Below are 18,411 nucleotides of genomic sequence, written 5' to 3' on the forward strand. Positions count from 1 at the left end.
GCCCGTAGGTCAGCGCAGGCTGATCAGCGCCCGCTGATCGGCACCGGCTGATCAGCGCAGGCTGATCAGCGCGTTGTCGATGAGTCGGGTCGCCCCGACGCGCGCGGCGACGAGCACGAGCGCGGGGCCGGATGCCTCGGGCTCCACGGGCAGCAACGTCACCGGGTCGACCACCACGAGATAGTCGGGCTGCACGGTCTCGCTCGCGCCGAACGCGGCCTCGGCCTCGGCGAGCACCTCGGCGACCCCCTGCGGACCGGCGGCCTCTGCCGCACGCAACGCCTCGGAGAGCGTGAGCGCCGCCCGCCGTTCGGCCGGCGACAGGAACCGGTTGCGGCTCGAGAGCGCGAGCCCGTCGGCCTCGCGCACGGTCGGGACGACCTCGACCCGAATGGGCAGATCGAGATCCCGCACCATGCGCTGCACCAGGAACACCTGCTGCGCGTCCTTCTGCCCGAAGTACGCGACGTCGGGCTGCACGATGCCGAACAGCTTCGCGACCACCGTGAGCATGCCGTCGAAGTGGCCGGGGCGCGAAGCGCCCTCGTACAGCGCGCCGACGGCTCCTGCCGTGACCCGGGTCGACGAGGGCCCGTCGGGGTACATCTCGGCGACGGTCGGCGCGAACACCACGTCGACCCCGCGCCCCGTGAGCGCGTCGAGGTCGGCGTCGAGGGTGCGCGGGTAGCGGTCGAGGTCTTCGCCGGGCCCGAACTGGAGCGGGTTCACGAACACCGAGACGATGACGACATCGGCGGTCTCGGTCGCCCGGCGCACCAGCGCGAGGTGCCCGTCGTGCAGGGCGCCCATCGTGGGCACGAAAGCGACGGATGCCCCGGCGGCACGCCGTTCGCACACGACCTCGCGGAGCTCGGCGATGCCGTCGATCACCCTCGGGCGACGCGCGGCCGCGCTCACGCGGCACCTCCTGTCGCCGCCACGTCGATCGTGCGGCGACGGCACACGGCCTCAGTCACGCGGTCCCTCCAGGCGGCGGCACGATGCCGGCCCCGTCGATCGTACCCGCGCCGTCGGGCCCGGGCCCGCTGTCGTGCCTCGCAAGCGCGTTCTCGACGGCGCTCCGCACGAGCGGCGCGAGTACCGCGCCCGGTCGGGCGACGCCGATGCCGTCGAGCAACCCGCTCGCCTGATCGACGATCGCGGTGGAGAACGAGGTAGCGGTGTCGACGGCTTCGGCGTAGGCCGGGCGATCGGCCTCGGCCACGATGAACGGCTCGCCGCCCATCTCGACGACGAGCGCCTGCCCGATGGGGAGCACGGGCGCCGGAGCGGTCACCGCGAACCAGGTGCCGGCGAGCCGGGCGAGGTCGATCGACGTGCCCGTGAACGCCATCACCGGGTGCACCGCGAGCGGGATCGCGCCCGCACGGCGCGCCGGGTCGAGCACGCCCGTGCCGTATCGCGCCGCGGTGTGCAGCACGAGCTGGCCGGGCTGCCAGACGCCCGCCGCCCCCAGGCCCGCCACGAGTTGCTCGAGCTCGTCGGCCGGCACCGCGAGCAGCACCAACTCGCTGCGCTCGATGATCTCGGGCACGGGCAGCACCGGCACGTTCGGCAGCATGACGTCGGCCCTCGTACGACTCGCCTCGGAGACCGCGGCCACGCCGGTCAGCGCGTGGCCCGCCCCGCCGAGCGCCGAGGCGAGCACGGCCCCGACCCGGCCGGCACCGATGACGCCGACCCCCAGCCGCCCCGCCCTCATCTCAGGCATGCCCGGCTCCCGATCGTGTCTTCGTCGAACAGTCCCGCATGGCGAGTGTTTCAGCGCAATACCCGCCATGTGCGACCGCTCGGCGAAGGGGGTGGGTCGACGACTGCTCAGCCACGCACCGCACCCCAGTGATGCGTGGTGTCGGCCGCGGCGCGCTCGATGGACTCGCGAGCGACCGCGTCGAACGCGGCGTCCGCGGCGCGCTCGTCGACGGCCGGCAGCGTCGGGGTGACCGGGCCGGCGACGGTGTGCAGCCGCAGGGTCGCGAGGCGGAGCATCCGCCGAAGCGGCCCGCGCTGGACCGCGACCGACTGCAGACGCGCGAGCGGCACGAGCGCGAGTCCGCGGAGCAGCACGCCGCGCCGGATCGCCGCGACACCGCCGCGCTCGAGCCAGCCGATGCGACGCCACGAGAACGGGTGCAGCCACGCCGCTCGGCGCGGGGCCGGCTCGAAACCGCCGTCGGCGCCCCGCCCCACGAGCCCGGCGGTGAGCGAGTCGCCGAGCGCTTCGGCCGCGCCGGGCAGCAGCAGGTCGAGGACGCGTCGGACGTCGTCTGCGGTGCCGACCGGCAACACCACCGTGCGCTGTGCGGCCTCATTGCTGGCCGAGAGCGACTGCCCGGCGATGTTGATCCTCACGCTCCACCAGCCGAACGGCCGCCAGAGCAGCCACTGCGTCGCCTCGACGGCGTGCACGCGCCCGGGCGGCAATGTCTGGTTGGCCGTCGAGAGCAGGCCGTGCCCGATGCGCACCCCGTCGGGTGTCCCGGCGATCGAGTACCTGAGCGATCGCGTGATGCGCGACCACACGTAGCTCACGAGACCGATGAGCGCGGGGATGAACGAGAACAGCACCCACCAGGTGCGTGTGGCGACGCCGACCGCGAGCACCCCGACGAGCACGAGCATCCAGATCATGGCGCCGCCGAGCGCCGTCGATCCGATCACACGACCGAGCGGGATGTGCACGACCGACTCGGGCGGCGCGAGATCGGGGTCGAGCTCGGGTGCGAGGAACTCGCCGACGCGCCGGTTGACGAGCTCGCCCACGCGCCCGCGCGCTTCGGCGTCCGCACCCGGCCCCTCGGGTGATGTCGCCGCAGCCGCGGCGTCCGCCGCCGCCTCGGGCGAACCGGGTGCCACGGCGGCTGCCGGAGCATCCGCCCCCGCCTTCGCGGCGCGGGCACCCGACGCGAGCCGCAGGATGTCGGCACGCAGCCCGTCGGCGAGCGCCGAGCCCAGGTACGAGAGCTGCACGTTGCCCGACTGCCCCGCGACCGAGACGTCGAGCTTCGCGGCGCCGAAGATGCGCGCGAACAGCGGCCTGGCGATGTTGATGCCCTGGATGCGGTCGAGCCGGGCGCTCCGGTGCGATCGGAACAGGATGCCGCTGCGCACCTCGACCGCCTCGGACGTGATCCGGAACGTGTGCATGCGCCAGGAGAGCCAGAACCCGAAGACGATGCCGATGATCACGACGGCGATTCCGAGCAGCACCCACCCGACCAGCCCGTTCATGACGATGCCGCCGATCGGGTCGTTCGCCCAGTCGCCCTGCCACCGGCTGAACTCCTGATCGAACTCGTCACCCAGGTCGGGGGCGAACACCGGGATGAACAGCTCGACGAGGCGTTCGCGCAGGTTGGCGATGACGATGCCGAGAATCGCGAGCAGCGCGAGGCCACCGCGCAGCAGCGGGCTCGCGGGGTGCAGCCGGTGCCACTCGCCGTCGGCGAGATTCGTGGCGAGCGCCGCGTCCGGGCTCTTCGCGGTCACAGGCCCGCCCGGCGGGTCTCGGCGAGCGCGACCAGCTCGTCGCGGAGCCGGTCGGCCTCTTCGGCGGGCAGGCCGGGCACGGTCACGGCCGTCGCCGCGGCGGCCGTGACGAACTTCAGGTCGGCGAGGCCCATCGCGCGAGCGACCGGCCCGCGCGTGATGTCGACGAGCTGCATGCGGCCGTACGGCACCGCGACCTGCCGCTGGAACATGATGCCTCGGCGGAACACCAGGTCGTCCTCTCGCAGCCGGTACGCGATCGAGCGCACCCGGCGCGGTTCGAACGCGATCGTGATGAGCGCGATCACGCCGACGGCGATGGCGACCCACAGCGCCCACTGCTGATTCCCGAGGAAGTAGGCGATGAGCATGCCGGCGATGAGGACGCCCGCGCCGATGATCGAACCGACGATCTCGACCACGATGTACTTCGGGGAGACGCGCCGCCAGTCGCGGTCGACGTGCCGCTCGGGCTCACCGGTGGACCGCACTGTCTCGGGCGCGACGTCCGGAGCGCTGGGCCGCGTCGCCTCGGGCACGCCGTCCGGCCCGGCGGGGTGCGCCGCCTCCGGGGTCGTGGGGGCGTCAGACATGCGCGTGCTCCTCGTGTGATGCGTCGGGGTCGTCGGGCGGGGGAAGCGTGCAGAACCACTCGGCGATGAGTCCGGCGACCAGCAGGAGCGCCGCGCCGATCGCGGTCGCCACGGCGAGCCAGACGGTCGCAGCACCTGGCACGACGGCCCGGGTGAGCAGGAACGCCGTGATGCCGAGACCGAGCCCGAGCACGAGCCCGCCCGCGAGGCTCGAAGCCTTCGCGAGCACCGCGATGCGCATGGCGCGGAACGGGTCGATGCGCCGCTGCGAGTGGCCGGACACCGCGCGCCGCACGGGCCACGCGAGCACGAGCACGATGACCGCGACGCCGACGAGCGTGATCGGCAGCGACAGCGGGGGCACGAGCGCCGCGCCGCCCGTGCTGACCACGAGCAGATCGCCCAGGTAGCCGAGCACGACACCGCCGACGGCACATGCGACGAGGGACGAGGGATGGGTGCGTTTCACCGGCGGGTCACCTCGTCGGATGCGTCGGCGCGGAGCGCCGCGATCGGCCCGTGCCCGGGAAGCGACGCTTCGGGTTCGAGATCGAGCCACGGCTGCAGCACGAACGCACGCTGCCAGGCGCGCGGGTGCGGGAGCACGAGGCCGCGATCGTCGATCACCTGGCCGTCGACGTCGATGAGGTCGAGGTCGAGCGTGCGATCCCCCCAGCGCTCGGTGCGCTCGCGGCCGTACGCGGCCTCGATCGCGTGCAGGCGCTCGAGCAGCGCGTGCGGGTCGAGCGCGGTCTCGATGGCGACCACGCCGTTGAGGTAGCCGGGCGCTTCGGCGTCGACCCCCTCGACCCTGATCGCGGCGGTCTCGTACACGGGCGAGACCGCGACGAGCGCGACCCCTTCGGTGTCCGCGAGCTCGCGAACCGCGGCGGCGATGGTCGCCTCGCGGTCGCCGAGGTTCGCCCCGAACGCGACGATGGCGTGGCTCATGAAGATCCTCCGGAGCGGTCCGCGACGGTGCCGGCCGGCACCGCGACGATGGGGCGGCTCATGCGCGCGCTCCCGCCGAGACGGCACGCGAGCGGGTGATCGTCACCGCGACGTCGGTGAACGGCACACGGATCGGCGCATCGGGCTTGTGCACGGTGACCTCGACCTCATGCACAGCCGGGTACGCGAGCGCGACGCCCGCGACGCGCTCGGCGACGGTCTCGATGAGGTCGACGGGGTCTCGTTCGACGGCCGCGACGACCGCGTCGGCGAGCTCGCCGTAGTGCACGGTTCGCGCGAGATCGTCGCCTGCAGCGGCCGCGCGCAGGTCGACGAACGCGGTCACATCGATGACGAACGGCTGCCCCGTCTCCCGCTCGAAGTCGTACACGCCGTGGTGCGCGTGCACGCGCACGCCGGTCAGCGTGATGCGGTCGCGAGGATCAGCCACGTCGTCCACTCTGCCACGCACCGACGACGTCGAGCGCGCGCCGCGTGGAAACGACGTCGTGCACGCGCACCGCCCACGCCCCCGCCTGGGCCGCCAGCGCGCTGATGACCGCCGTCGGCAGATCGCGGTCCTCGACGGGCGCGTCGCCCGGCAGCAGCGAGCCGATGAAGCGCTTGCGGGACGCGCCCACGAGCACGGGCAGGCCGAGCGACTGCAGCTCGTCGAGGCGCGCGAGCAGCTGCCAGTTGTGCTCGCCTCGCTTCGCGAACCCGAGCCCCGGGTCGACGATGAGCCGTTCGGCCGGCACGCCCGCCGCCACGAGCGCGTCGACCCGCCCGGCGAGCTCGTCGCGCACCTCGCGCGCGACGTCCTCGTACTCGGCGAGCCGGTCCATGCGGTCCGAGTGGCCGCGCCAGTGCATGGCGACGTACCGCGCACCCGACGCGGCGGCGATCGCCGCCATCGCGTCGTCGGCGAGGCCGGCGGACACATCGTTGATGATCTCCGCGCCCGCTTCGACGGCCGCTTCGGCGGTCGCGGCGCGCATGGTGTCCACGCTCACCCGGATGCCTCGGGCAGAGAGTTCCCGGACCACGGGGATGACCCGTCGGAGCTCCTCGTCGGGCTCGACGCGCGCCGCACCCGGCCTGGTCGACTCGCCGCCGACGTCGACGAGGTCGGCGCCCTGGGCGATCAGCTCCTGGCCGTGGGCGATCGCCGCGTCGGCGTCGAACCACCGGCCGCCGTCGCTGAACGAATCGGGTGTGACGTTCACGACCCCCATGACGAGCGTCGGCGAGGCCTCAGGCACCGACTGCCCCGTCGTGCGCGCGGACGCCGATGAGGGCGATGATCTCGGCCCGGGCGACCGGATCGGCGAGCGCTCCCCGGCTGGCGATGGTGATCGTGGAGCTGCGCTCCTGCCGCGACCCGCGGGTCGTGACGCACCGATGCTGCGCGTCGAGCACGACCAGCACGCCACGCGGATCGAGCCCGGCGACCAGCGTGTCGGCGATCTCCTCGGCGAGCCGCTCCTGCAGCTGCGGGCGGTGCGCCAACGTCTCCACGACGGCCGGGATCCGCCCGAGGCCGACGACGCGGTCGCCCGGCAGGTACGCCACGTGCGCGGTGCCGACGAAGGGCAGCAGGTGGTGCTCGCACACCGAGCGGAACGCGAGATCGCGCAGCACGACGGCGTCGCCCGTCGCGGGCGCGCCGGAGCTGGTCTCGCCGATCGGCACGGAGTCCGCGAGGTGGCTCAGCGGGTCGACCGCGAGCCCGCCGAAGAAGTCGGCGTAGGCCTCGGCGACCCTCTGGGGCGTCCGCAGCAGGCCCGGGCGTTCCGGATCCTCACCGATCGCGATGAGGATCTCGCGCACGGCGCGCTCGATACGGGCGGCATCGACCTCGGTCATGGCACCCCTTCCACCGGGCCGGCTACGCCGTGGCCGGCCGCGGGTTCGACCGCGGCTTGCGCGTGGCGACGGGCTCCTCGACCGGGGTGTCGCCGGAGTCCACGCCGCCGTCGACCGCACCCTGATCGATGGGCATCTTCTCTTTGGGGAAGGTGATCGGCGGGACGTCGGAGACCGGCCGCTTGTCGCTCGAGAGCCACAGCGGGCGCTCGGGCAGCTTGCGCACGTCCTTGAAGATCTCGGCGATCTGGTGGTGGTCGAGCGTCTCCTGCTCGAGCAGCTCGGCGGCGAGCCGGTCGAGGATGTCGCGGTTGTCGTTCAGCACCTGCCACGCCTCGTCGTGCGCCTGCTCGATGAGCGCGCGCACCTCGGAATCGACCTTCTCGGCGATGCCCTCCGAGTAGTCGCGCTGGTGGCCCATGTCGCGGCCGAGGAAGACCTCACCCTGCGATTGGCCGAGCTTCACGGCGCCGACGTTCGCGGACATGCCGAACTCGGTGACCATCTTGCGCGCGGTGGCGGTGGCCTTCTCGATGTCGTTCGACGCGCCCGTCGACGGGTCGTGGAACACGATCTCTTCGGCGACGCGGCCGCCCATCGCGTAGGTGAGCTGGTCGAGCAGCTCGTTGCGGGTCACCGAGTACTTGTCCTCGAGCGGCAGCACCATCGTGTAGCCGAGGGCGCGACCGCGCGGCAGGATCGTGATCTTCGTGACCGGGTCGGTGTAGTTCATCGCGGCGGCGGCGAGTGCGTGACCGCCCTCGTGGTACGCCGTGATGAGCTTCTCTTTGTCTTTCATGACGCGCGTGCGACGCTGCGGACCGGCGATGACGCGGTCGACCGCCTCGTCGAGGGCACGGTTGTCGATGAGCTGTGCGTTCGAACGCGCCGTGAGCAGCGCAGCCTCGTTGAGCACGTTCGCGAGGTCGGCACCCGTGAAGCCCGGCGTCTTGCGGGCGAGCACCTCGAGGTCGACGCCCTTCGCGAGCGGCTTGCCTTTGGAGTGCACCTCGAGGATCTTCTGGCGGCCCTTCAGATCGGGCGCGTCGACGCCGATCTGCCGGTCGAACCGGCCGGGACGCAGCAGGGCGGGATCGAGGATGTCGGGACGGTTCGTGGCCGCGATCAGGATCACGTTCGTCTTGGGGTCGAAGCCGTCCATCTCGACGAGCAGCTGGTTGAGCGTCTGCTCGCGCTCATCGTGACCGCCGCCGAGGCCCGCGCCACGGTGCCGGCCGACGGCATCGATCTCGTCGACGAAGATGATCGCGGGGGCGTTCTGCTTGGCCTGCTCGAACAGGTCTCGAACGCGGCTCGCGCCGACGCCGACGAACATCTCGACGAAGTCGGAACCGGAGATCGAGTAGAAGGGCACTCCCGCTTCACCGGCGACGGCGCGCGCGAGCAGGGTCTTGCCCGTGCCGGGAGGACCGTACAGCAGCACCCCCTTCGGGATCCGGGCACCGACTGCCTGGAACTTCGCGGGTTCCTTGAGGAACTCCTTGATCTCGTGAAGCTCTTCGATCGCCTCTTCCGCGCCGGCGACGTCCTCGAACGTGACCTTGGGGCTCTCTTTGGAGACCATCTTCGCCTTGGACTTGCCGAACTGCATGACGCGGTTGCCACCGCCCTGCATGCCGGAGAGCATGATCCAGAAGAAGAGACCGATGAGCAGGAGCGGCAGCAGGATGCCGAGCATGGAGAGGAACCAGTTCGGCTGCGGGACCTCGTCGTCGTACCCGTCTGCGGGGTTGGCCGCGTCGACCGCTGCGATCACGTCGTCGCCGCGCGGCGTGACGTAGTAGAACTGCACCTGCGAGCCGAGCTCGTCGTCGGCCTCGCTCAGTGTGAGGTCGACCCGGTTCTCACCGTCGACGATCTTGACGGCGGCGACCTTGCCGTCGTCGAGCAGCTCGAGACCCTCTTGGGTGGAGACCTGCTTGAAGCCAGACGCGGTGATCAGGCTGGACCCGATCCACACGGCGACGATGGCGAGCAGGATGTAGATGATCGGCCCGCGCAGGATCTTCTTCATGTTCATGGTGAGGTAAGGCTACCGGCGCGGCACTGTGGGTGCGCTCTATGTTCGCTGAAAGCGCGCAGCGCGCGAAGCGAACCATCGGCACCGCCGCTGAAAGCGCGCAGCGCGCGAAGCGAACCATGGGCACCGCCGCTGGCAGCGCGCAGCGAACCACCGGCTCTACCGCTGCACGCGCGCCTGCCGTATGCCCAGCATGTAGGGCACACCCTTCCCCGCCGCGCGGAACGTCGCCCCGAGACGTCCTCGCCAGGACGGCGGGGTCAGCGGCGGGAGGTGGTCGCCGAGCTCGCCCACGTCGACGAAGTAGGCGCGGACCGGCCCGAACCCTTCGAGCTCCGGCGCGACCTCGCGGGCCGGTGACGGCAATGCGGTCGCGCCCACGCGGTGCAGCTCCTCGGTGACCAACACGTACTCGTCGATGGCGACGGGGTTCTTCAGCAGCCGGTGGACGAGGATCACGTCGATCCCGACGAGCTTGGTGCGGTCGCGGATGGCCTGGGTGGCCACGTCCCCGACGTGGGCGACGAACTTCAGCTTGAGCTTGGCCGCTTCCTTGCAGCCGGCGCAGGGGCACAGGTTGGCGGCGACGTATTGCCGCTCGAGGTGGAAGGCCCGGTGCATGGCCGCGGCTGCCTGGAGCGTCTGGCCCATGGCCGCGGCATCCGTGCCGTTCGAGACCGGCCGCGCCAGGAAGGCGGCGTCGCCCTCGATCTCCACCAGTTCCCAGCCGGGCGCGGCGTCGATCATCCGTTCGAGCATGCGCGCGGTGTTGACCTCTGCGTGCGCGAGCGTCAGGCGATGGGTGCTCATGTACTCCGTATAGCCGCCGATGTCGGCGATGAGGAGGACGGCTCGGCCGGAGCGCATGCCTCACGATCCCATCAACACGAATGTTTCTCAATGTTTCTCATCGGGCGAGTACCTTCCGAGCTCGCCGTCGATCGTGGCGTCAGCCTCCAGCGCGCTCGCGGTGTACCCGAGGACGACGGGAAGGAACTGCTCCGCGCCGAGGGTCCGGAGTCGGAGGGCGCTCGTCGCCACCACGGTCGCGGTCCGGCGGGTCCGCCGCAGCAGGGCGATCTCGCCGAAGCCCTCCCCCGTTCCCAGCGTCGCGACGACCCGGCCGCCGCCGACGACGTCGGCCGTGCCCGACTCGATGACGTAGTAGCGATCGCCCACCTCGCCCTGCGTGAAGACCGTCGCTCCGGCCTGCAGCTCGACCGTGTCGAGGCTGCGGGCCAGCTGCTCGATCGAGGGCAGCGGGAGGGCACGGAACATGGGCACGGTTCGGAGCAGGGCGAGGTCGGCGTCGAGCGCGTGCACCGAGTGGTCGAGCCGGCGCAGGCGTCGCAACGACAGCACGGCGAGCACCGGGCACACGAGCCCGATCGCGATGAGCGCCGCCTGCAGCCCCACCCATCCGATCACCGCTGACGCGGCGACCGCACCGACGCCGATGCACACGGTGACGAGGCTCTCGAGCACGCCGAACACGCGCGCGAGCACGGCGTCGGGCGCGAGCCGGCCGAGCAGCGTGAAGCCCGCGACGTCGATCAGCGCGTTGCCGACCCCGACGAACGCGAGGAGGACGAGCGCGGCCGCCTGCTGCGGCCCGGTCGCCTGCGTGAGGGCGCCAACGAGCGCGATCGGCAGACCCCAGAGCGCGACGCCGACCGCGAACCAGACCCCCAGCCGGCCGGTGCCGACGAGGAACGACGCGAACAGCGATGCCACGACCGCGCCCACCCCGACGGCGGTCATGATCGCGCCGGCGCCGGGCTCGCCGGTGTCGAGCAGCTCGATGGCGACCACGACGGAGAACACCGTGAGCGCGCCGCGCGTGAACGACTGCGCCCCCGCGAGCCCGACGATGATCGCCAGTCCTCGATCGCGCGCAACAGCCCGGACGCCCTCGACGGCTTCGCGCAGCAGGTCCGGTCGCCGCGCCGCGGGCCGGGGCGGGGCGTCGTAGCGCACCCGGGCCAGCAGCAGGGCCGCCCAGAGCGACGCGGCCGCGGCGACCCCGAAGACGACGGCCACGTCGGTGAACTGGAGCAGCACGGCCGCGAGCAGCGGCCCGATGAGGGTGGCGGCCGAGTCGAGCAGGCCGCGCACCACGTTGGCGCTGGTCAGCTCGTGTCCGGTCCGGCAGAGCGAGGGCAGCAGCGCCGAGTGCGCCGGCCGGAACAGCGTCGCCGCGATCGTGGAGACCACCGCGAGCACGTAGACGATCGCGACCGGCCCGGCGAATGCCGCGACCAGCGCGGCGGCGGCGGTCGCGAGCCCGCGCACCGTCGAGACCAGCACGAGCACGCGCTCGCGGCGCCCGCGGTCGGCGATCGGCGAGAGCAGCGGCGCCAGCACCGCGGCGGGAAGCATGCGCAGGAGGCCGACGAGGCCGACGGCCGCTGCGCCGCCGTCACGGTAGGCGATGATGCCGAGCGCGACCGTGAACGCCCACTCGGCCGTCCACGCGCCGAGGAAGCTCAGCTGCGCGCGGCGCAGGTTCGGGTTGACGGCGTTGCTGGTGAAGGCCGCGACGGCGTCGCGGACCTTGCTGCGGCGTTCGGGCACGCCCATGCGGGAACTCTAGGGGTGCGAGCCCCCGCCGGTCGAGCGGCGATCAGGCCGGTGAGCTCAGGAGTACACGTGCGGCGCGAGGATCGCGACATCGCGCAGGTTGCGGTAGCGCTCGGCGAAGTCGAGCCCGTACCCGACGACGAACTGGTTCGGGATGTCGAACCCGAGATAGGTCACGTCGACGTCGACCTTCGCGGCGTCGGGCTTACGCAGTAGCGCGCAGATCCGGACCGTCGCGGCGCCGCGCGACTCGAGGTTCTCGCGCAGCCAGCTGAGCGTGAGTCCCGAGTCGATGATGTCTTCGACGATGAGCACGTCGCGGCCGGTGAGGTCCGTGTCGAGGTCTTTCAGGATGCGCACGACGCCGCTCGACTTCGTGCCGGCGCCGTAGCTGGAGACCGCCATCCAGTCCATGGTGACGTGCGAGCGCAGCTCGCGAGCGAGGTCGGCCATGACCATGACCGCGCCCTTCAGGACACCCACGACGAGCAGGTCGCGGCCCTCGTAGTCCGCTTCGATGCGACGCGCCAGCTCGGCGAGCTTCGCCTGGATCTCGGCCTCGGTGACGAGCACCTCAGTCAGGTCGGCCTCGATCTCGCGCGCGTACATGCCTGCTCCTGTCATCCAAGGCGAACGGATGCATCGAGCCTACGCGAGCGCGCGCGATCAACCGACCGTGCCGGCCATGCCGAGCGCGCCGACGAGCCACACCACGCAGAGTGCGACGAGGCACATGGTGAGGCCTACTCGCCGACGATCAGGCCGATGATGAGCACGATGAGTCCGAAGAGCGGGAAGGCAGCCATGCACACTAATATACGCAGCTAGTGGTCGTGCGACAAGACCTCGGTCGACCCGGTCGCCGAGAACACCACGTGCCGACCGGCCCGGGTCGCCGTCCCGCCGCCCGGCAGGTCCACCGGGCCCTGCCCGTGCCAGTCGGTCGCGAGTCGTGCGACCTCGAGCGTCTGCGACCGACGCAACGACACCCCGAATTCGCTCTCGACGACGTGCCGGATGATGCGCTGCCTGAGCGCCGGGGGGTTGGCTTCGAGCACACCGACGGACACCGCGATTCCGGCCTCGGCGGGCTCGCAGATCTCCTCGATGAACTCCTCGATCTGCGCGTCGAACGCGGCCTCGTCTTCACGCAGCTGCTCGGCCGTCCGCGCGAGCGCCTCGGCGATGCCCGGCCCGAGCTCGGCCTCGAGCACCGGCAGCACCCGTTCGCGCACGCGCACGCGTGCGTACGAGGCATCCGTGTTGTGCGGGTCGTCCCAGAAGGTCAGCCGCGCATCCGCGCACGCCTGGCGCGTCGTCTCGCGCCGCACCCCCAGCAGCGGCCGCGCATACCGGCCCGACCGAGCCGCCATGCCCGACAGACTCGCCCCGCCCGACCCCCGCGCGAGCCCCAGCAGCACCGTCTCGGCCTGGTCGTCGAGCGTGTGTCCGAGCAGCACGAGCGCGGCGCCGGTCTCCACGGCCGCGGCGTCGAGCGCGGCATACCGCGCGCGGCGCGCCGCGCCTTCCGGCCCGCCGTCCTGCCCGACGTCGACCCGGCGCACGAGCACCGGGTCGAGCCCCAGCTCTCGTGCCTGCGCGGCAGCCGTCGCCGCGACTGCGGTCGAGGCATCCTGCAGCCCGTGATCGACGACCACCGCACCCGCGCGCACGCCGGCCCGCGGCGCCTCGAAGGCGGTCGCCGCGGCGAGCGCGAGCGAGTCGGCGCCGCCCGAGAGGGCGACGAGCACGAGCCCGTCGGCGGGCAGCACCGCGCGCACGGCGCGGCGCACATGGGCGATCGGCGGGGTCAGTCGCGGACGGCGCGCTGGCGGAGCATCCGCCGGCCCGTCCGAAGGCTCGGAAGGCATCACGGTAACCTTATTGCGCCGATCGCGGGCCCGGGCCCGCGCGCAGACTTCCACCGACAGGAGCAACACATGGGCGAGTACGCCGCCGTCATCGAGATCCCCAAGGGTAGCCGCAACAAGTACGAGGTCGACCACGAGACCGGTCGCGTCTTCCTCGACCGTGTGCTCTACACGACGTTCGTCTACCCGACCGATTACGGGTTCTTCGAGAACACCCTCGGCGACGACGGCGACCCGCTGGACGTGCTCGTGCTGCTCGACTACCCGCTGTTCCCCGGCGTGGGCGTGAAGGTGCGCCCCGTCGGCGTGTTCCACATGACCGACGACGGCGGCGGCGACGCGAAGGTCATCGCGGTGCCCGCGGGCGACCCGCGCTGGAACCACATCCAGGACGTCGACGACATCCCCGAGTTCCAGCGGAAAGAGATCGAGCACTTCTTCGAGCACTACAAGGACCTCGAGCCCGGCAAGTGGGTCAAGACCGAGGGCTGGGCGAACGCGGCCGAGGCCGAGTCGCTGATCCAGAAGGCGATCGAGGCGTTCCCGGGTCACTGACCGTCGGTCACCGAGCGCACGAAGGGGCGCGAACCGAATGGTTCGCGCCCCTTCGTCGTATCCGGACCGATTTCGTCGTGCCCGACCGAATCCTTGCGCAGGAAGATCGGCGAGACACGCCGCGTCGCGGCGGGCGGCGCGCCGACGATGCATCCGTTCTTCCTGAGTAGCGAGAGCGGATGCCCCAGGCGGATGCCTCGCGTGGATGCCATGGGCTGGCGCCCCGGGCGGATGCCTCGGGCGGATGCCTCTGGCGGATGCCTCGCCGGTCAGCCCGCGGGGCGGGCGGCCGCTGACGGGGAGCCCCAGATCGGCCAGATCCGCACCGTCTTGCCATAGTCGGGCGCTTCGAGGATCTGCCCGCCGCCGAGGTAGATCGCGACGTGGTAGTAGCTTCCGCCACCACCCCAGAAGAGCAGGTCGCCGCGCTGCGCGTCGCGCACGGAGACCGCCTTCCCCTGCCCGGCGAGCGTGTGGTACTGATTCGTCGCCGAGTGCGTGCCGATGTAGATGCCGGCGGCGCCGTACGCCGCGCGCGTGAGCCCGGAGCAGTCCCAGGTGTCCCGCGAGTTCCCCGGGGACGAATACGGCTTGCCGAGCTGCCCGCTGGCGAAGGCGATCGCGGTCTCGACGGCGCCCTGGTTCGGCGGCGCGGGGGCCGGCGGCGGATTCGGCGCGGGCGCCGGCCCGGGGTTGCCGCCCCCGGGCGCCGGGGCGGGCGCGGGGGCCGGGACCGGGGGTGCGTTGCGCATCGCCTCTTCGGCGGCCTCCTGCGCGATGCCCTCGACCCGCTGGCGCTCGAGCGCGGCGGTGGTGTCCTTGAGCAGCGCGAGCTGCTCGTAGAGCTCGGCCGAACGCTGCTCCTGCTCGGCGACGGCGGCCATCGACGCGGCGGCCGCAGCGCGCGACGCCTCGGCCTGCACCTCGGCGGCGGCGGCGAGCCGCTCGCGTTCGGCGGTCGCCTTCTTCGCCTGCCCGCCCAGGGCGTCGGCCGAGTTCTTGTCGGCCTGGGCCTGGTCGTAGAGCGTCTGCGAGCGCTCGCCGAGCTTCGAGGCCATGCCGAGCTGCTGGAGCAGACCGTCGGGGTCGCCCGAGAACGCCAGTTCGCTGGTGAGCCCGCCGTCGGCGCGCTTCGCGAGGTGTGCGGCGAGCAGACCCGCGCGCATGCGTGAGATCTCGGCGACGGCCTGCGCTTCTTCGGCCTGCTTCGAGAGCTTGTCGGCGCGCTCCTGCGCGGCGTCGCGCTGGAGCAGCGTGTTGCGGTGCTTCTCGGCGGCGATCATCGACGCCTCGACCGCGGCGTCGGCGGTCGCGCGCAGGCCGGCGAGCAGCTCGCCGAGCCGCGCGATCTCGGCCTGTTTGGTCTGCTCGTTCTGCTTCGCCTGCTCGATCTCACCCCATGACGGGTAGTCGGGTGCGGCGTACGCCGGACCGCCGGCCATGCCGATGGATGCTGTGACGGCGCCGATGGCGACGGTCGAGAAGACCGTCGCGGGCTTCACCCGGGACACCGGGCGGGTGCGATGTTCAGCCAAGTCCCACTCCTCGGTCGGCCATGAAGGTGATCGGGTTGATGCGCGAGCCGCCCACCCAGACCTCGTAGTGCAGGTGGCAGCCGGTCGATGCGCCGGTCGTGCCACTCGACGCGATGTTCTGGCCCGCGCCGACCCATTCTCCCTGACCCACGAAGGTACCGCCCGGCCGGATGTGCGCGTACCCCGTCCAGACACCGCCGCCGTGGTCGATCTGCACGTAGTTGCCGTACGTGCCCGACCAGCCCGCGAAGCGGACGACGCCGCTGTTCGCCGCATAGATGGGTGCGGAGCATCCGGTGCCAAGGTCGACCGCGTAGTGGAACGAGTTCGAGCAGCCGCCACCGGTGCAGATCGACCCGCGCGCACCGTAGCCCGACGTGATGCGGCCCGCTGCCGGACGCGCCCACCCGGAGCTCACGACCGTGCCGGGGCTGCCGGCGCGCATGGCCTCTTCGCGGCGCTTGCGCTCCTCTTCCTGTCGGATGCGCTCGCCCTCTTGATACTGGGCCGTGGTCTTCGCCTCGGTGTCGCGCAGGAACGCGAGCTGCTGGTCGAGCTCGATCTTCTTGGTCTGCGATTCGGCGAGCGCGGCCTCGGCTGCGGCCTGGGCCGCCTGCGCGGCCGCGAGGGCCTCCTCGGCCGCGATGCGGAGCGACTCGCGCTCACCCCGGGCGACCTCGGCCTGCTCACCGAGCGAGGTCGCGGAGTTCGCCGCCGCCTGCGCCTGCTCGTAGATGGAGGAGGTGCGCTCGACCATCTTGTCCATGCTGCCGAGCTTGGCGAGCAGCTCGTCGGTCGCGGCCGCGTCGCCCGAGTCGAACATCAGGTTCACATTGAGGTCGCTCGCGCCCGTGCGGTAGAGCTGGGCGGCGACCTGCCCGGCGTTGCGCTTCGCGCCGTCGGCCTCGGCCGCCGCCGAATCGGCCTGCGCCTGGAGCTCGTCCGAGCGCCGGACGGCGTCGTCGTACCGCTGCTGCGCGGCGATGAGCTCGTCGGTGCGGCGCTCGGCCTCGATGCGCGCCGTCTCGGCCTGTGCTTCGAGCTGGCCGATGAGCGAGACGATCTGGTCGACCGCCTGCGCGGCCGCGACGGTGTTGGCCTTGGCGGCCTGCAGCTCGTCCCAGGTGGGGTACGTGGCCGCGGACGCGGGCGAGATCGGCTGAGCGAGCGGCAGGGTGATCGCCATGAGCGCCGCGGCGGCGGCGGCCAGGAGCCGTTGGGTGCCCGGTCGGCGCGGCCGGCGCGCCCGCGTAGGCGCGGTCGTGCGTGTCGCGGCAGTTCGGTTCATGGAGTCCCCGTCCACGCGGGGCCGGTCCCCGCGCCAAGTAGCGATCAGCAGGCGATCACAGCCACGCTAGGGAGCGAACGGCCGGGATCCGGGATTTCCGCTCCGCGTGCCGCAAACGCGGTTCATGGGCGTGAACACCTCGGCGCGGGGCATCCGCCTGGTTCGTTTTGGAATCTCGCCGCGGAGCCCGTATGCTTTCCTCTCGGTGGTTGTGCCAGTCACAACTCCCGGCCCCATCGTTTAGCGGCCTAGGACACCGCCCTTTCACGGCGGCAGCACGGGTTCGAATCCCGTTGGGGTCACGTCGAACGGCGTGAGCCGAACGGCGGGTATAATTTCACAAGCATGGCCCTGTAGCGCAGTTGGTTAGCGTGCCGCCCTGTCACGGCGGAGGTCGCGGGTTCAAGTCCCGTCAGGGTCGCCAAGGCGACAAGCCCTTTCGTCAGAAGGGGCTTTCTCCTTATCGCGGCGCCTTTTCGACTCGGTCGAGCGGATGCCTCGAGGCTCTGTAGCTCAGTTGGTAGAGCGTTCGACTGAAAATCGAAAGGTCACCGGATCGATGCCGGTCGGAGCCACCACGAAACCCCCGGGAGACCGGGGGTTTTCTTGTTTCGGCGGGACCTATCGAGGCTCGAGACCCAATTCGGCGCCGCTCGGCCGCCTCGACCCGACTCAGGTACTCGGCGCTCCACGCGGCATCGACCATGACGCTCCCCCTCGACTCATCGGCCGCCGGCTGACATCTCGTGCATGCCGACCCACGCGCGGCTATTTGCAGGTACCGGAGATTGTCATCGGTCGCAGGTTTCGGCAAGAACCTGAGCTGACACGTCCGTTCAACTAAATCGCCTCGTGCCGATCCCAGTGCCGCCTCGCGGAGATCAGTCGCACGACGACCTCCTGCATCAAGACGACCTCCTGCATCAAGACGACCTCCCCGAGGGCTGGCACCTGCACGTCGGCTTCCCGGGCCACCGCGACGACGACCCGTCGCTCGAGATCGACGAGCTGCTCGGCTACAACCGATGGCTCACCATGGAGCACGAGCAGTACCGCGTTGCCGAGTCCGACCAGAACGAGACGATCGACGGCCGCTGGCGATACATCGAACACAGTGCGACGCACACACGCGTCATGATCCGCCTGCAGCGCCAGACGTTCGCCGTACCGGAGGAGGTGCGCATCACCGGCGTCATCTACCTTCCCTGGCGGGCCGGCGACCCAATCACGAGCCAGCTCCTCCGCGAGCTGCCGACCGCCCGCATCGAGGCGGCGATCAACAAGCGGCTCTTCGCGATGAAGCGCACCGAGACGAGCACGGGCGGCAAGATCGTGCTTCCCTCAGGCCACAAGATCAGCGAGCGCGACCTGCTCAAGCCGCTCGGCGACCCGAAGAAGATGCGCGACTTCTACGAGCTGGTCGCGCTGCAGCATGGCCAGCTCACCCGGGAGGGCGACAGGAACCCGAGCGCGACGATGGCGCAGGTCAACGGGGTCGCCCTCTCCACCGCTCAGGGTTGGATCACGAAGGCGCGCGAGCGCGGATTCCTGCCGCCTGGGCGGCGAGGTCGGGCCGGGTAGGCCCCTACCACGGGGCAACCGAAGGCGACGGTCGTCGCAA

At 71.6% G+C, this 18,411-nt stretch carries 18 protein-coding genes and 3 tRNA genes; 5 read left to right on the forward strand and 16 right to left on the reverse strand.

What is annotated here, in order from left to right; genetic code table 11:
• Positions 1-51: 51 nt before the first annotated feature.
• The 14 genes from panC to tilS all read right to left on the reverse strand — a co-directional run bounded on the left by panC (position 52) and on the right by tilS (position 13,412).
• A complete protein-coding gene (panC, locus tag QU602_RS14750; protein WP_308797215.1) occupies positions 52-918 on the reverse strand; it encodes a pantoate--beta-alanine ligase in 867 nt (288 codons plus the stop codon).
• A gap of 55 nt (positions 919-973) precedes the next feature.
• Positions 974-1,732 carry a Rossmann-like and DUF2520 domain-containing protein gene (locus QU602_RS14755; protein ID WP_373692828.1) on the reverse strand — a complete coding sequence of 253 codons (759 nt, stop codon included), beginning with the start codon at positions 1,730-1,732 and terminating at the stop codon, positions 974-976.
• Between the two features lie 107 nt (positions 1,733-1,839).
• Entirely contained in the window at positions 1,840-3,510 is a 1,671-nt protein-coding gene (locus QU602_RS14760) for a PH domain-containing protein (protein ID WP_308797216.1), read from the reverse strand.
• The gene (locus tag QU602_RS14765; protein WP_308797217.1) at positions 3,507-4,103 is read right to left on the reverse strand and encodes a PH domain-containing protein; all 597 of its coding nucleotides are present in this window, start codon (positions 4,101-4,103) and stop codon (positions 3,507-3,509) included. Before QU602_RS14765 ends, QU602_RS14760 begins: the two co-directional genes overlap by 4 nt.
• Positions 4,096-4,572 (reverse strand): DUF3180 domain-containing protein, encoded by a 477-nt coding sequence (locus tag QU602_RS14770; RefSeq protein WP_308797218.1) that lies wholly within the window; start codon positions 4,570-4,572, stop codon positions 4,096-4,098. The genes QU602_RS14765 and QU602_RS14770 overlap by 8 nt, the downstream gene beginning before the upstream one ends.
• Positions 4,569-5,054, reverse strand: a complete 486-nt coding sequence (gene folK, locus QU602_RS14775) for a 2-amino-4-hydroxy-6-hydroxymethyldihydropteridine diphosphokinase (RefSeq protein ID WP_308797219.1) — start codon at positions 5,052-5,054, stop codon at positions 4,569-4,571. The genes QU602_RS14770 and folK overlap by 4 nt, the downstream gene beginning before the upstream one ends.
• Positions 5,055-5,112: 58 nt before the next feature.
• Positions 5,113-5,505 carry a dihydroneopterin aldolase gene (folB, locus tag QU602_RS14780; RefSeq protein ID WP_308797220.1) on the reverse strand — a complete coding sequence of 131 codons (393 nt, stop codon included), beginning with the start codon at positions 5,503-5,505 and terminating at the stop codon, positions 5,113-5,115.
• Positions 5,498-6,289, reverse strand: coding sequence for a dihydropteroate synthase (gene folP / locus QU602_RS14785; protein WP_308800191.1), 792 nt, complete (start codon positions 6,287-6,289; stop codon positions 5,498-5,500). The genes folB and folP overlap by 8 nt, the downstream gene beginning before the upstream one ends.
• A 19-nt stretch (positions 6,290-6,308) precedes the next feature.
• Positions 6,309-6,920 carry a GTP cyclohydrolase I gene (gene folE / locus QU602_RS14790; RefSeq protein ID WP_308797221.1) on the reverse strand — a complete coding sequence of 204 codons (612 nt, stop codon included), beginning with the start codon at positions 6,918-6,920 and terminating at the stop codon, positions 6,309-6,311.
• A 22-nt stretch (positions 6,921-6,942) separates the two neighbouring features.
• Positions 6,943-8,961: an ATP-dependent zinc metalloprotease FtsH gene (ftsH, locus tag QU602_RS14795; RefSeq protein WP_308797222.1), complete on the reverse strand. Its 2,019-nt coding sequence runs from the start codon at positions 8,959-8,961 to the stop codon at positions 6,943-6,945.
• A 159-nt stretch (positions 8,962-9,120) separates the two neighbouring features.
• Positions 9,121-9,828, reverse strand: coding sequence for a DUF2652 domain-containing protein (locus tag QU602_RS14800; RefSeq protein WP_308797223.1), 708 nt, complete (start codon positions 9,826-9,828; stop codon positions 9,121-9,123).
• 30 nt (positions 9,829-9,858) lie between these two features.
• Positions 9,859-11,541: an MFS transporter gene (locus QU602_RS14805; RefSeq protein ID WP_308797224.1), complete on the reverse strand. Its 1,683-nt coding sequence runs from the start codon at positions 11,539-11,541 to the stop codon at positions 9,859-9,861.
• Between the two features lie 57 nt (positions 11,542-11,598).
• Positions 11,599-12,150, reverse strand: a complete 552-nt coding sequence (hpt, locus tag QU602_RS14810; protein WP_308797225.1) for a hypoxanthine phosphoribosyltransferase — start codon at positions 12,148-12,150, stop codon at positions 11,599-11,601.
• Positions 12,151-12,365: 215 nt separating this feature from the next.
• On the reverse strand, positions 12,366-13,412 hold the full coding sequence (gene tilS, locus QU602_RS14815; RefSeq protein ID WP_308797226.1) for a tRNA lysidine(34) synthetase TilS: 1,047 nt from the start codon (positions 13,410-13,412) through the stop codon (positions 12,366-12,368).
• 69 nt (positions 13,413-13,481) lie between these two features.
• Between tilS and ppa the strand changes: the two genes are divergently transcribed.
• Positions 13,482-13,967 (forward strand): inorganic diphosphatase, encoded by a 486-nt coding sequence (gene ppa, locus QU602_RS14820; RefSeq protein ID WP_308797227.1) that lies wholly within the window; start codon positions 13,482-13,484, stop codon positions 13,965-13,967.
• A gap of 269 nt (positions 13,968-14,236) precedes the next feature.
• On the opposite strand, the gene QU602_RS14825 is transcribed toward ppa, so the two are convergent.
• Together QU602_RS14825 and QU602_RS14830 are read right to left on the reverse strand one after the other, a co-directional pair.
• A complete protein-coding gene (locus tag QU602_RS14825; protein ID WP_308797228.1) occupies positions 14,237-15,502 on the reverse strand; it encodes a C40 family peptidase in 1,266 nt (421 codons plus the stop codon).
• A complete protein-coding gene (locus QU602_RS14830) occupies positions 15,495-16,790 on the reverse strand; it encodes a M23 family metallopeptidase (protein WP_308797229.1) in 1,296 nt (431 codons plus the stop codon). Before QU602_RS14830 ends, QU602_RS14825 begins: the two co-directional genes overlap by 8 nt.
• 229 nt (positions 16,791-17,019) lie before the next feature.
• On the opposite strand from QU602_RS14830, the gene QU602_RS14835 reads away from it, so the two are divergent.
• From QU602_RS14835 to QU602_RS14850, 4 genes are all read left to right on the forward strand, one after another.
• Positions 17,020-17,092 (forward strand) — tRNA-Glu (locus tag QU602_RS14835).
• A 45-nt stretch (positions 17,093-17,137) separates the two neighbouring features.
• Positions 17,138-17,214, forward strand: a tRNA-Asp gene (locus QU602_RS14840).
• A 78-nt stretch (positions 17,215-17,292) separates the two neighbouring features.
• Positions 17,293-17,368 (forward strand) — tRNA-Phe (locus tag QU602_RS14845).
• A gap of 274 nt (positions 17,369-17,642) precedes the next feature.
• Positions 17,643-18,371 (forward strand): hypothetical protein, encoded by a 729-nt coding sequence (locus QU602_RS14850; RefSeq protein WP_308797230.1) that lies wholly within the window; start codon positions 17,643-17,645, stop codon positions 18,369-18,371.
• The last annotated feature ends 40 nt before the right edge of the window (positions 18,372-18,411 follow it).

This window comes from Agromyces protaetiae (assembly GCF_030866785.1).
Classification (GTDB): domain Bacteria; phylum Actinomycetota; class Actinomycetes; order Actinomycetales; family Microbacteriaceae; genus Agromyces; species Agromyces silvae.